Origin of the sequence: Nocardioides cavernae (genome assembly GCF_013410035.1) — a bacterium.
In the GTDB taxonomy this organism is placed as follows: Bacteria; Actinomycetota; Actinomycetes; order Propionibacteriales; family Nocardioidaceae; genus Nocardioides; species Nocardioides cavernae_A.
The window spans coordinates 886,821-899,431 of the sequence record NZ_JACCBW010000001.1; the positions used below are offsets into that span (position 1 = coordinate 886,821).

Genomic DNA, 12,611 nt, shown 5'->3' on the forward strand with positions numbered 1-12,611 from the left:
TAGACGGGAGGTGCAGAATGCGGGACATGACCGAGATCCAGCACGGCCTCGAGGGCGTCGTCGCGTTCGAGACGCAGATCGCCGAGCCCGACAAGGAGGGGTCCGCGCTGCGCTACCGCGGCGTCGACATCGAGGACCTCGTCGGCCGCGTCCCCTTCGAGAACGTCTGGGGCCTGCTGGTCGACGGCTCCTACACGCCCGGGCTGCCCCCGGCCGAGCCCTACAACATCTCCATCCACACCGGGGACGTCCGCGCGGACGTCCAGGCGGCCGTGGCGATGCTGGCGCCGATGCTGGGCATGGGACAGACCTACGACATCTCCGACGAGCAGGCGCGGCTCGACCTGTCGCGGGTCGCCGTGATGGTGCTGTCGTACGCCGCCCAGTCCGCGCGCGGCCTCGGCAAGCCGGTCGTCACCCAGGCCGAGGTCGACCAGGGCCGGACCCTCGCCGAGCGGTTCCTCATCCGCTGGCGCGGCGAGGCGGACCCGAGGCACGCCCACGCGATCGACGCCTACTGGTCCTCGGCGGCCGAGCACGGCATGAACGCCTCCACCTTCACCGCCCGGGTCATCACCTCGACCGGCGCGGACGTGGCGGCCGCCTTCTCCGGCGCGATCGGGGCGATGTCCGGGCCGCTCCACGGCGGCGCGCCCTCCCGGGTCCTCGGGATGATCGAGGAGGTCGAGAAGCGCGACGGCGACGCCTCGTCCTACGTCAAGGAGCTGCTCGACGACGGCGAGCGCCTGATGGGCTTCGGCCACCGCGTCTACCGCGCCGAGGACCCGCGCGCCCGGGTGCTGCGGCGCACCGCCAAGGAGCTCGACGCCCCGCGCTACGAGGTCGCCGAGGCACTCGAGAAGGCCGCGCTCGCCGAGCTCCGCGAGCGTCGCCCCGACCGCGTGCTGGAGACCAACGTCGAGTTCTGGGCCGCGATCGTGCTCGACTTCGCCGAGGTGCCGGCGCACATGTTCACCTCGATGTTCACGTGCGCGCGCACCGGCGGCTGGTCGGCCCACATCCTCGAGCAGAAGACGACGGGACGGCTGATCCGTCCGTCCGCGGTGTACGCCGGGCCGAGCACGCGCCCGGCCGACGAGGTCGAGGGCTGGGACGCCGCCTGGGGCGCCTGACCCGGTCGCGGCGTCAGCCGACCGGTGGGACGAGTCCCTGGGCGTAGTACCAGGACGTCTTGCCGCGGGCACCCTTGCGCGTCAGCGAGATGTGCATGTGGTCGCGGTGTCGCAGGGTCGTCGAGCACTTCCTTCGCGTGCGGCAGCCCGAGCTGAGGTAGCGCTTGGCGACGAACCCGTCGTAGGAGGCGTACATCGTGTCGTCCCAGATGATGTACATGATCCCCATCCGGCGCGCGAGCGCGTGCGGCTGGCCGAGGTCGTCGGGGGCCAGCACCTCGTCCAGGAGGGCCGCGGCGAGCGCCTGGTCGACGGGATCCGTGGCGTCGAGGAGCCAGTCGAAGGCACGCGCCTCCTTGTGCTCGCTGGTGCTCGACCCGGAGCAGGCGCGGGCGATCGGGCCGTACCCGCCGCCGCGGGCGACGAGCCAGTCGGCGAGCATGAGCACCCCCGGCTTGGGCGTCTGCTGGCACGTCGTCTGGGGCTGATAGCCGGCGTAGGGCTCCATCGGCATGAGGTACGGCGCCGAGGACGTGACCGTGCCGCGGGCGTCGACGGGCTCGTCCGCGGACGCTGCAGGGAGGCTGGTGCCCACCAGTCCCAGCACCAGCGCGCAGGCACCTGCGGCCAGTGCGGCCACACGCGGCGACGTTCGCACGACGACGTCCCACCTCTCCCTCGGATCACTCCTGACCCGGAGACCGTAGGTGGCCCCACGAGGCACCTGCAGGGGAACGTCAGAACATCAACGCTGTAGTTCGCAGGCGGGTGTCCCACCCGGCAACCGGTGCCGGTTGTGGGCGACCCAGCGGTAGGCGGAGGCCGCCACGGGATCGATCGGCCAGAGGGTCATCAGCCGTCCGGCGACGCGCCAGGGCAGCGGGCCGGTGCGCAGGATCGCGGCGAAGGCACGGTGGCCGTAGTCCACCCGGCCGTCCGGGTGGACGTACGGCATCTCGACCACGGCCCGCTCCGCGTCGACCCCGAGCGCGACGAGGTCGGCGGCCTGCACGGTCGAGCTGTCGACGTCCACCCCGAGCCGGGGCACGAGGCGCGCGGTGCGCATGCAGAAGCCGCAGTCGGCGTCGTTGAGCATGAGTCCGCGGTCCACACCCTCAGGCTACGTCGCGAGGTCAGGGGCTCGCGTCAGATGCGTCGGGCGAAGCAGCGGCTCAGCTCGGAGTCGGCGTAGTAGCCGAAGCCGGGGATCGGCTCGTAGCCCGACGAGAGGTAGAGCTCGATCGCCTCCGGCTGCTTCATGCCGGTCTCGAGGACCAGCGCCTGGATCCCCGCGTCCGCTGCCGTGGCCTCGAGGTGGGCGAGCATCCGACGAGCCAGTCCGCGGCGCTGGGCGGCCGGGACGACGTACATCCGCTTCACCTCCGCGGTGACGTCCGCGCCGAGCGCCGACACGCTGCTGCGTCGCCACGCACCGGTCGCCACTGGCTCGCCGTCGAGGTAGCCGACGAAGAAGCTGCCGAGCGGGTCCTCGAAGTCGGCGGGGTCGATGGGCGACTCGTCGCGCCCGCCGTAGCGCAGGACGTACTCCTCCTGCACGGCCTCGACCAGGAGCATCGCGTCGGGGTGCGTGATGGGCAGCCGCTCGATGCGGAGCGCGATGTCGGGCAACAGTCGGGTCCTCGATGTGAGACGTGGTCGAACAGGTGCCACAATAGAAACCTCTGACAGCGTCGTCAGGACCGCCCTTCCGCCATCACGTGAGAGGTCCTCCCTTGACCGACGCACTGCAGATCCCCGCCGAGCTCATCCCGGCCGACGGCCGGTTCGGTGCCGGGCCGTCCAAGATCCAGACGAGCCACCTCGACGCGCTCGCCGCGACCGGCTCCTCGCTGATGGGCACGTCCCACCGTCAGGCCCCGGTGAAGAAGACGGTCGGTCGCGTCCGCGAGGGACTGACCGCGCTGTTCGACGTCCCCGACGGCTACGAGGTCGTGCTCGGCAACGGTGGCGCCACCGCGTTCTGGGACATCGCCTGCTTCGGGCTGATCCGTGAGAAGAGCCAGCACCTGTCGTTCGGCGAGTTCTCGTCGAAGTTCGCGACGTCGGCGAAGAAGGCGCCGTGGCTCGCCGACCCGACCGTCATCGCGAGCGAGCCCGGCTCGCGCCCCGACGCGGTCGCCGAGGAGGGCGTGGACGTCTACGCCTGGGCGCACAACGAGACCTCCACCGCCGTGATGGCACCGGTGCGCCGGCCGGCCGACGTCGACGACGACGCCCTCGTCCTGGTCGACGCCACCTCGGGCGCCGGGGGCCTGCCGGTCGACCTCGACCAGGTCGACGCCTACTACTTCGCGCCGCAGAAGTGCTTCGCCTCCGACGGCGGCCTGTGGATCGCGCTGATGTCGCCGCGCGCGCTGGCCCGCGCCGAGGAGATCGCCGCGACCGACCGCTACGTCCCGCCGTTCTTCGACCTGCCGACCGCGATCGACAACTCCTCGAAGAACCAGACCTACAACACGCCGTCGGTCGCGACGCTGTTCCTGATGGCCGAGCAGCTCGACTGGATGAACGCGCAGGGCGGCCTGAAGGGGATGGTCGAGCGGACCACCGCCTCGTCCGACGCGCTGTACGGCTGGGCCGAGCGCACCGCCTACACCACGCCGTACGTCAGCGAGCCGACCGACCGCTCGCTCGTCATCGGGACGATCGACTTCGACGACTCGATCGACGCCGCCGCGATCGCGGCCACGCTCCGGGCCAACGGCATCGTGGACACCGAGCCCTACCGCAAGCTCGGACGCAACCAGCTGCGCATCGCGATGTACCCCGCGATCGACCCCGCCGACGTGGAGAGGCTCACCGCCGCGATCGACCACGTGGTCGCCCACTCCTGAGGTTTCACGGGCAGGTCGTGCTCAGGCCCTCAACAGCTTGAGCACGGCCCGCTCGAGCGCCGCCTGGCGGGCGTCGTCGGTCTCGAACGTTCCGCGGACCTTGACGGTCCGGCCGCGCTCGTAGGCCTCCACGACCCGAGGGTCGACGTAGGACGAGCGGGCGAGGGTCGGGGTGTTGCCGAGGAACTCCGACACCTCCTTCATCGCACCCGAGACGGCCCTCTTGCGTGAGGCCTTGGTCTGGCCGGGCTCGTCGCTCTCGGCCAGCGCCGAGGCGGCGATGACGGTGGCGTGCCAGGTGCGGAAGTCCTTGGCCGTGGCCTCGATGCCGAAGCACGTGCGGATGTAGTCGTTGACGTCGGAGGACGACAGGTCCTTCCAGGTCCGGCCGTCCTTCCACGCCAGCAGCCGGTCGCCACCGCCCCGGCGCCGGCGCATCACGTCGAGCGCCTGGATCGCGGACGGGTCGTCGATGGTGATGTCGTGCTCGACGCCGGACTTGCCGACGAACACGAACCGCATCCCGTCCCGGGTCCGGGAGACGTGCTCGCGCAGCATCGTCGTCAGGCCGAACGACCCGTTGGTGTCGGTGTAGACGTCGTTGCCGATGCGGAAGTAGCCGAGGTCCAGGAGCCGGACGGCGGCCGCGCACGCGCGCTCCTGCGTCATGCCCTCGGCGCCGATGTCGGCGAGCACCCGCTCGCGGGCCTTGGACAGCGCCTTGCCGAACCCGAGGATCCGGTCGAACTTCGCGGCGTCGCGGCTGGAGCGCCACTGCGGGTGGTAGAGGTACTGCTTGCGACCGGCGTCGTCGGTGCCGACGGCCTGGAGGTGGCCGTTGGCGTACGGGGTGATCCACACGTCCTTCCACGCCGGCGGGATCACGAGGTCCTTGCACCGCTGCACCTGCTCGGCGTCGAGCTTCTGGCCGGCCTCGTCGAGGTAGGTGAAGCCCTTGCCGGACCGGCGTCGGGTCCAGCCGGGCTGGTCGGGGAACGTGCGCCTCAGTCGCGGCATGCCGCGAACCTACTGGTGCCACGCGACCCGCCGGACACCCAGAGGGAGGGGTCAGTCGCCGAGCGCGGACGCGACCTCGTCGAGGGCCGACCGGCCGTAGGCGACGATGCGCGCCTCCTCGACTCCCGTCGGCGTCGCGCGGAGCGTGTCGATGGCGGCGCGGATCGCGTCTTCGCGCGGCCACCCGTAGACGCCGGCGCTGACGAGGGGGAACGCCACGCTGCGGGCGCCGAGCTCGTCGGCGACGGCGAGCGCTCCGGTGTAGCAGGAGACGAGCAGCGACCGGTCGCGCTCACCCCTGTTCCAGTTGGGGCCGACCACGTGGATCACCCAGCGCGCCGGCATCCGCCCGGCCGTGGTCCAGCCGGCCGCGCCGGTCGCGAGCCCGTCGGGGAAGCGACGGCGGCAGTCCTCGAGCACCTCCGGCCCGCCCGCGGCATGGATGGCGCCGTCCACCCCGCCGCCACCGCGCATCCTGCGGTTGGCCGCGTTGACGACCGCGTCGACGTCCTGGACCGTGATGTCGCCCTGCACGACGGTGACCTGCACGCCTCAGACCTCCGAGCCCGGCTGCAGCACCCGGCGCGCGAGCTCGGCCTGGCTGGCCGAGAGCAGGTGCTCGGGGACCCGCACGGGAGCGCCGCCGTCGACCGAGAACGAGTAGACGAACATGTCCGGCCGCGGCGGCACGTCCCTGAGGTCCGACCCGCCGAGCGCCTGGCGCACCAGGTCGCCGAGACCCGGGTCGCCCGGGTCGAGGTCGACCTCGGCAGCCTCGCTGCGACCGACGAACCCTCCGCTGCGCTCGACGCGCAGGCGGCCCTGGGAAGCGGGTGCGGGGACGCCGCCGGGCGCGGCGGGCTGGACACCCACCTGCGCCCAGGCCTCGCGCACCGCGTCGGCCTGCTCCCCGGCGGCCGCGACCGTGGCGGCGGCGAAGGTCGCGAAGTCGGCGTCCGACGGGACGTCGCCGCCCGTCAGCGCGGCGTACCAGATGCGTCCCGCACCCTCGAGCGCCGTGCTGCCGACGGCGACCGCCGCCAGCTGGAACGCCCTGTTGGGGATGCCGGAGTTGAGGTGCACGCCGCCGTTGTCGTCGGCGGTGTCGATGAAGTCGTCCATGTGGCCGACCTGCGGGTCCGCGCCGAGCTGGGGGTCGTCGTACGCCGTGCCGGGCGCCGCCATGTCGCGCAGCGCCCGCGCCTGGATCCCGGCGACGAAGAGCCCCTCCCCGATCAGCCAGTCGCCGTCGGCGGCCTGCTGACCGAGGAGTCGCTGCTTGAGGCAGGCTGCGAAGACGTCGGCGACCGACTCGTTGAGGGCCCCCGACTGGTCGCGGTAGGCAAGGTCGGCGGTCCGCTCCACGACGGCGTGGGAGAACTCGTGCGCCAGCACGTCCACCGGCTTGGTGAAGCGCTCGAAGACGCGGCCGTCACCGTCGCCGAAGACGAGCTGGGTGCCGTCCCAGAACGCGTTGTTGTAGCCCGAGCCGTAGTGGACCGTCAGGCTGACCGGCGCGCCGGCGTCGTCGTAGGAGTCGCGGGAGAACGCCTCGGCGAACATCTGCAGCGTCGACTCGATGCCCACCGCGGCCTCGTCGACGGCGACGTCACCGGTCTCCGGCTCGCCGGCGCTGCGCGCGGGGGTCCCGGGCAGGGAGGTCGTGGAGCCGGCGTCGTGCACGGTCCAGGCGGTCGCGGCGGGTGCCACCGCACGCGGGGAGCCCGTCGTGGCGCGACGCTGCGCGCGCAACGCCTCGTCGCGCGCCACGGCGTCCGGACCGTCGACCCGCTCGGCGAGCCAGGGCGGGATGAAGGTGCAGTGCGGCGTGGTGTCCCGAGTCCTCATGGGACAGGTCTACCTCGCGGCACCGACAGCCGGAAGGGCTCCTCCGGACGATCAGCAGGGCTTGTAGTCGAACGAGAGGCCCGACAGGAAGACCTTCTGGTCGCCGTCGGCCGACGAGCCGGTGCTGGACAGGTTCCAGTAGTGGAACTCGAACGACGTCACGGTGGGCATGGTGATCGCCACGTTGCCGTCGGTGCTGCCGTCGCCCACGCCCAGGTTGTTCGAGCTCGACCGGAAGGGGTCCGTCAGCGCTCCTGTGCCGGACACGTAGCTGGCGTTGGCCCTGCTGCTGGTGAACGCGGCGCCAGCGAGGGCGATGCCGTCCCAGAAGTCGCGGAAGGCCGAGTCGATGTCGCGGATGGTGAAGGTCAGCCCCGTCACCTCGCGGCTGAAGGTGAACGTGGTGATCGACTTGTTGGACGTGGTGGTCCACGTGTCGACCTTGTCCCCGTCGCGCCTCGGCGACTGGTGCAGCTGCAGGCTCGTGGCACCCGCTCCGGATCCACCCACGCCCGTGGTCGTCCGGAGGTTGTCGTTGATCCTGACGCCGTTCCCGCTGTTGTAGCCCTGGTCGCCGAGCTGGGTGTTGGACCCCAGGAACGTGGTGCTGATGGTGAGCGTCAGCGCCTCGCCGGGACCCGACCCGTCGGGGTCCGGGATCGTGTAGGTCGCGCTCGACGCGCTCGCCCGGCTGAACCGACTGCCGTTGGCCCAGTCCACGGTGCCGGCTCGCGAGTCGCACGGCGAGGCGGCGTAGGCCGGCGCGGTCGCCGCCACCGCCACCACCGGCACCGTCCAGGCCGCGGCCCGGGTGACGGAACGGCGTGACGGACGCTGGGTGCTGCTCGGGTCGATCAAGGTGCTCATGACGTGCTACCCCCCACCGCAAGGTCCCCCACGGACCCTGCTTTCCACCGAAACTACGGCCGACAAGGCAACGAATCGGTAACGCCCGATGCCCGATTCAGTGATTTCCGCGGTACGCCCGCGCCAGCCGGGTCCGTACGCGATGCGGCCCCGCCGCTGATTGAGGCCGTACGCCGGTCCCCCGGTAACCTTGAGCGGCGCCTCTCGCGCCCCTCGCCTCCTCGAAGAGAGTCTTTCGCATGCCCACCCAGTCCCGCTCCGACCTGCGCAACGTCGCGATCGTCGCCCACGTCGACCACGGCAAGACCACGCTGGTCGACGCGATGCTCCGCCAGGCCGGCGCCTTCACCGCGCACCAGGCCGAGAGCGTGGCCGACCGGGTCATGGACTCCGGCGACCTCGAGCGCGAGAAGGGCATCACGATCCTCGCGAAGAACACCGCGGTGCACTACACCGGCCCGTCCGCGCCCGACGGCATGACGATCAACATCATCGACACCCCGGGCCACGCCGACTTCGGCGGCGAGGTCGAGCGCGGCCTGTCGATGGTGGACGGCATCGTGCTCCTCGTCGACGCGTCCGAGGGCCCGCTCCCCCAGACCCGCTTCGTGCTCCGCAAGGCGCTCAACGCCGACATGCCGGTGATCCTGGTCGTCAACAAGACCGACCGCGGCGACGCCCGGATCAGCGAGGTCGTCGACGAGTCCTACGAGCTCTTCATGGACCTCCTCGACGACAGCCACAGCCAAGACGCGCTGGACTTCCCCGTCGTCTACGCCTCGGGCAAGGCCGGCATCGCCTCGCTGCAGAAGCCCGAGGACGGCACCATGCCCGAGGGCTCGGACCTCGAGCCGCTCTTCAAGACGATCCTCGAGACCATCCCCGCTCCGCAGTACGACGAGGGCGCCCCGCTGCAGGCCCACGTCACCAACCTCGACTCGTCGCCCTTCCTCGGTCGCCTCGCGCTGCTGCGCATCCACCAGGGGACGCTGAAGAAGGGCCAGACCGTCGCGTGGATGCGCCGCGACGGCGACGTCAAGAACGTCCGCATCACCGAGCTGCTCGTCACCGAGGGCCTCGAGCGCAAGCCCGGCGAGTCCGCCGGCCCGGGCGACATCGTCGCCATCGCGGGCATCCCGGAGATCACGATCGGCGAGACCCTCGCCGACGCCGAGAACCCGATCGCCCTGCCCCTCATCCACGTCGACGAGCCGGCCATCTCGATGACCATCGGCACCAACACCTCGCCGATGGTCGGCAAGGTCAAGGGCGCCAAGGTGACCGCCCGCCTCGTCAAGGACCGCCTCGACTCCGAGCTCATCGGCAACGTGTCGCTGCGTATCCTGCCGACCGAGCGTCCCGACGCGTGGGAGGTCCAGGGCCGCGGCGAGCTCGCCCTCGCGATCCTCGTGGAGCAGATGCGTCGTGAGGGCTTCGAGCTCACCGTCGGCAAGCCGCAGGTGGTCACGCGCGAGATCGACGGCAAGGTGCACGAGCCCTTCGAGCGCCTGACGATCGACGCCCCCGAGGAGTACCTCGGCACCATCACCGAGCTGCTCGCCGTCCGCAAGGGCCGCATGGAGGGCATGACCAACCACGGCACCGGCTGGGTCCGGATGGAGTTCGTCGTCCCGGCGCGCGGCCTCATCGGCTTCCGGACCGACTTCCTCACCGAGACCCGGGGCACCGGCATCGCGCACCACATCTCCGAGGGGTACTTCCCGTGGGCGGGTGAGATCCGCTCGCGCAACAACGGCTCACTGGTCGCCGACCGCTCCGGCGCGGCGACGGCGTACGCCATGACGTCGCTGCAGGAGCGCGGCGTGCTCTTCGTCGAGCCGACGACGGAGGTCTACGAGGGCATGATCGTCGGCGAGAACTCCCGTGCCGACGACATGGACGTCAACATCACCAAGGAGAAGCAGCAGACCAACATCCGGTCCGCCACCTCCGACAACTTCGAGAAGCTGATCCCGCCGAAGCGGCTCTCCCTCGAGCAGTGCCTGGAGTTCTGCCGCGAGGACGAGTGCGTCGAGGTCACGCCGGACATGGTCCGCATCCGCAAGGTCGTCCTGGACGCCAACGCGCGCGCCAAGACCGCGAGCCGGGCCCGCAAGGCGAACAAGTAGGTCTGGTGGCGCCCGGCTCATCCGAGGACACCGGCGAGCGGTTGGCGGACTGGCTGGAGGCCCTCGGGCTCTCCGACCAGCTGGCCGCCGCCGGGCTGCCGACGTACGACCGCGTGGACGGCGTCGTGCGCTGGCGGGAGCCCGGGACGTCGGAGCCGCTGGACGCGGACCGGCTGGCGGACCTCGACCGTCAGCTGCGGGCCCAGGGCGACGACCCTGCCCACGCCGTTCCGGTCGCCCTCGTGCGACTGCGCCGGGAGGCGAGGGTGCGCGCGGAGCTGCTCGACGGAGGATGGCTGGACTACGCCGGCGTCGCCGCCCTCCGCGGTGTCTCGCTCAACGCCGCCCGCTTCGCGGTGCACAAGGCGGCTGAGCGTCGGACCATGCTGCTGGTGCAGCACGAGGGCACGATCCTCGTCCCCACCTTCCAGCTCGACGCGGTCGGCGAGGTGCGCGCCGAGCTGCTCACGGTGCTCGAGCCGTTGTTGGCCTCGGTCGACCCGTGGCGCGCATGGATCTGGCTGACCACGCCGGCCGGCCTGCTGGGCGGGGAGGTGCCGCACGAGGCCGCCCGGGACGCGGACGAGCTGCCTGTCGTCCAGCGAGCCGCGATGGCGCTCGCGGAGCGGGCACAGGCCTCGCGCGGATAAGGCCGTGCCCACTGGATCAGTACGCTCGAACCGTCGACGACGTCGAAACATGGAGATGACATGACGCTCGATCGCCGCACCGTGGTGCGGGGTGCCGCCTGGACCGTGCCCGCGATCGCAGTGGCGGCTCAGGCACCTGCCTTCGCCGCGTCGCCGTGCGCGCCCGTCCCCTTCCAAGCCAACTGGCGGGTCACGAGCACGGGGACGTTCAACGCAGACCGACGAGGCTTCCTCACGGGCTACCCCGATGGCGTGGAGCGCTACCTCAGCGAGGCCGACAACAGCCGCACCACGTCGGAGACCGTGGCGACAAACAGCTCCACGATCACGCTCGAGCGCGACCTGACGCTGGTAGCAGGGCGCGAGTACACGTTCTCCTTCACGATCGCGTCGCGATTCTCGGGCGACAACTCCACGAACTCGCAGAACCAGCACCTGCAGATCCAGACCGTCGTGGGAGGAAGCGCAACCGACCGCCTCAAGCTGGTCAAGGGCGGCCGGGACACCACCCACTTCGGCAACCTGGCCGCGAACGGATGGTCTCGGCTGCTTCCGCTGACGACACCTCCGGGTGGCGTCCAGGTCGAGACCCGCTCGTTCACGTACACACCCCCGGCCGGGACGAGCGCCGTGGTCCTCCGCTACCAGTACACGCTCCCGGCCCGCGGCTACACCGGGGGGACATTCCCAGGACAGGCGGACATCGCAGTCAGCGCTCCCGCGATCAGCGGCGAGGGGTGCTGACCGACTCCTCGGCGTGCCGCAAGGTCGGCGCGAGGACGACAAGGCCCAGCAGCGGGAGCACGGCCAGGACCAGCAGTGCGACCGGCATGCCGAGCGGTCCGCCGATCCCGCCGACCACGGCGGAGCCGATGCTGCCGCCGACGAGGAACAGCAGCGTGGACACGCCGAGCGCCACGCCCCGTACGTCCTCGCGGACGGAGTCGCCGACGACCGCGCTGAGCGCGGGCTGACCGAGGCCGAAGGCGAAGGTCACCAGGATGATCGCCACGACGAGCACGGGGGCGTTGACCCACCACGCGCCGAGCGTCGCGACCACCAGTGCGACCGAGGCGACGAGCCCGGCCATGGCGAGAGCACGGTTCGGACCGATGCGGTTGAGGGTCGGACCCGTCACCTGCGGGACCAGCAGCGCGACGACGGCGCTCGGCACCATCGCGAGCCCGACCTGCCACGCCTCCCAGCCCTCGGCGAGCAGCACGGCGGGCAGCGCGATGAGCATGGCGAACCACGACGCCGGCACGGCTGACGCCGCGACGGCGCTCCGCACGACGGCCGCGTTGCGGATCACCTCGACGGGCAGGAAGCCGTCGGGGCGCCGGCGTACGGTCGCCCGCACGGCCGGGACGCCGACGACGAGCAGTGCGGCGCCGATGCCCGCCACCACCAGGCCCGCGGACGGCGACTGGACGAGCAGGACCATGCCCGCGGCGGTGCCGGCGACCAGCACGGCGCCGATGACGTCGAGGCGGGCGCCGCTGCCGCCGGTCGGGAGCGCCCGCCAGAGCAGCGGGACGACGAGCGCGCCCAGGATCGGCAGCGCCATGACCGCGCGCCAGCCGTACGCCGCCTCGACGACCCCGCCGATCAGCGGGCCGAGGCAGCTGATCGCCGCGGCGACGCCGGCGAGGCGTCCGAAGGCGAGCCCGCGGACCTCGCCGGTGTACTTCGCGGAGAGGATCGTGACCCCGAGCGTCGGCACGGCCGCGGCGCCGGCCCCCTGTACGAGCCTCGCACCGAGGAGCACCTCGAACGTCGGCGCCACGGCCGCCACCAGCGCGCCGACCGACATGAGGACGAGCCCGGCGAGCAACGGCCCGCGCACACCCACGAGGTCGGAGATGCGGCCGTAGAGGGCCGTCGTGACGGCCAGCATCAGGACGTAGAGGCTGATCACCCACGCGGCGATGCCCGCGCTGACGCCGAGGTCGTCGGCCAGCAGCGCGAGGGCGACCGCTGCACTCGACGACCCCATCCCGGCCAGTCCGAAGAGGAGGCCGAGGAGGTACGGCACGCGCCGCGAGTCGTCAGGCTCGGTCGCCGGGGTCGTGGTCTCGCGCGCGGAGGTCATCGAGAGGCGACAACGACGCA

13 protein-coding genes are annotated in these 12,611 nt (G+C 71.7%); 5 read left to right on the forward strand and 8 right to left on the reverse strand.

What is annotated here, in order from left to right:
• Positions 1–26 precede the first annotated feature (26 nt).
• The gene (locus F4692_RS04335) at positions 27–1,133 is read left to right on the forward strand and encodes a citrate synthase 2 (protein WP_179618372.1); all 1,107 of its coding nucleotides are present in this window, start codon (positions 27–29) and stop codon (positions 1,131–1,133) included.
• 13 nt (positions 1,134–1,146) lie between these two features.
• Here F4692_RS04335 and F4692_RS04340 read toward each other — a convergent pair whose 3' ends face one another.
• The 3 genes from F4692_RS04340 to F4692_RS04350 all read right to left on the reverse strand — a co-directional run bounded on the left by F4692_RS04340 (position 1,147) and on the right by F4692_RS04350 (position 2,762).
• On the reverse strand, positions 1,147–1,791 hold the full coding sequence (locus tag F4692_RS04340) for a VldE C-terminal domain-containing protein (protein WP_179618373.1): 645 nt from the start codon (positions 1,789–1,791) through the stop codon (positions 1,147–1,149).
• 87 nt (positions 1,792–1,878) lie between these two features.
• Positions 1,879–2,244 carry a thiol-disulfide oxidoreductase DCC family protein gene (locus tag F4692_RS04345; RefSeq protein WP_179618374.1) on the reverse strand — a complete coding sequence of 122 codons (366 nt, stop codon included), beginning with the start codon at positions 2,242–2,244 and terminating at the stop codon, positions 1,879–1,881.
• Positions 2,245–2,279: 35 nt separating this feature from the next.
• Complete coding sequence (locus F4692_RS04350; protein WP_257029496.1) at positions 2,280–2,762, reverse strand: GNAT family N-acetyltransferase; 483 nt, start codon at positions 2,760–2,762, stop codon at positions 2,280–2,282.
• Positions 2,763–2,866: 104 nt separating this feature from the next.
• Here F4692_RS04350 and serC point away from each other — a divergent pair, with 104 nt between their 5' ends.
• Positions 2,867–3,988, forward strand: coding sequence for a phosphoserine transaminase (serC, locus tag F4692_RS04355; protein ID WP_179618375.1), 1,122 nt, complete (start codon positions 2,867–2,869; stop codon positions 3,986–3,988).
• 21 nt (positions 3,989–4,009) lie between these two features.
• Here the strand turns inward: serC and F4692_RS04360 are convergent, their stop codons facing one another.
• From F4692_RS04360 to F4692_RS04375, 4 genes are read right to left on the reverse strand one after another with little or no spacing between them, the layout of a single operon-like run.
• Positions 4,010–5,005, reverse strand: coding sequence for a DNA topoisomerase IB (locus tag F4692_RS04360; RefSeq protein ID WP_179618376.1), 996 nt, complete (start codon positions 5,003–5,005; stop codon positions 4,010–4,012).
• 51 nt (positions 5,006–5,056) lie between these two features.
• Complete coding sequence (locus F4692_RS04365) at positions 5,057–5,554, reverse strand: O-acetyl-ADP-ribose deacetylase (RefSeq protein WP_179618377.1); 498 nt, start codon at positions 5,552–5,554, stop codon at positions 5,057–5,059.
• Positions 5,555–5,557: 3 nt separating this feature from the next.
• On the reverse strand, positions 5,558–6,853 hold the full coding sequence (locus F4692_RS04370) for a M4 family metallopeptidase (protein ID WP_179618378.1): 1,296 nt from the start codon (positions 6,851–6,853) through the stop codon (positions 5,558–5,560).
• A 51-nt stretch (positions 6,854–6,904) separates the two neighbouring features.
• Positions 6,905–7,720, reverse strand: a complete 816-nt coding sequence (locus F4692_RS04375; RefSeq protein ID WP_179618379.1) for a hypothetical protein — start codon at positions 7,718–7,720, stop codon at positions 6,905–6,907.
• A 239-nt stretch (positions 7,721–7,959) separates the two neighbouring features.
• Between F4692_RS04375 and typA the strand changes: the two genes are divergently transcribed.
• The 3 genes from typA (at position 7,960) to F4692_RS04390 (ending at position 11,243) form a co-directional block, all read left to right on the forward strand.
• On the forward strand, positions 7,960–9,849 hold the full coding sequence (gene typA, locus F4692_RS04380; RefSeq protein WP_179618380.1) for a translational GTPase TypA: 1,890 nt from the start codon (positions 7,960–7,962) through the stop codon (positions 9,847–9,849).
• A gap of 5 nt (positions 9,850–9,854) precedes the next feature.
• Positions 9,855–10,499, forward strand: a complete 645-nt coding sequence (locus F4692_RS04385) for a hypothetical protein (RefSeq protein ID WP_179618381.1) — start codon at positions 9,855–9,857, stop codon at positions 10,497–10,499.
• Between the two features lie 252 nt (positions 10,500–10,751).
• Positions 10,752–11,243 (forward strand): hypothetical protein, encoded by a 492-nt coding sequence (locus F4692_RS04390; protein WP_179618382.1) that lies wholly within the window; start codon positions 10,752–10,754, stop codon positions 11,241–11,243.
• Here the strand turns inward: F4692_RS04390 and F4692_RS04395 are convergent.
• Positions 11,224–12,591, reverse strand: a complete 1,368-nt coding sequence (locus F4692_RS04395) for an MFS transporter (RefSeq protein WP_179618383.1) — start codon at positions 12,589–12,591, stop codon at positions 11,224–11,226. The two genes, F4692_RS04390 and F4692_RS04395, sit on opposite strands and share 20 nt — an antisense overlap.
• Positions 12,592–12,611 lie beyond the last annotated feature (20 nt).

What these genes read in the sequence shown, in the direction of transcription:
- F4692_RS04335 (WP_179618372.1), top strand. Translation starts at nt 27, where the DNA reads ATGACCGAGATCCAGCACGGCCTCGAGGGCGTCGTCGCGTTCGAGACG.
- F4692_RS04360 (WP_179618376.1), bottom strand. Translation starts at nt 5,005, where the DNA reads ATGCCGCGACTGAGGCGCACGTTCCCCGACCAGCCCGGCTGGACCCGA.
- F4692_RS04370 (WP_179618378.1), bottom strand. Translation starts at nt 6,853, where the DNA reads ATGAGGACTCGGGACACCACGCCGCACTGCACCTTCATCCCGCCCTGG.
- F4692_RS04375 (WP_179618379.1), bottom strand. Translation starts at nt 7,720, where the DNA reads ATGAGCACCTTGATCGACCCGAGCAGCACCCAGCGTCCGTCACGCCGT.
- typA (WP_179618380.1), top strand. Translation starts at nt 7,960, where the DNA reads ATGCCCACCCAGTCCCGCTCCGACCTGCGCAACGTCGCGATCGTCGCC.
- F4692_RS04395 (WP_179618383.1), bottom strand. Translation starts at nt 12,591, where the DNA reads ATGACCTCCGCGCGCGAGACCACGACCCCGGCGACCGAGCCTGACGAC.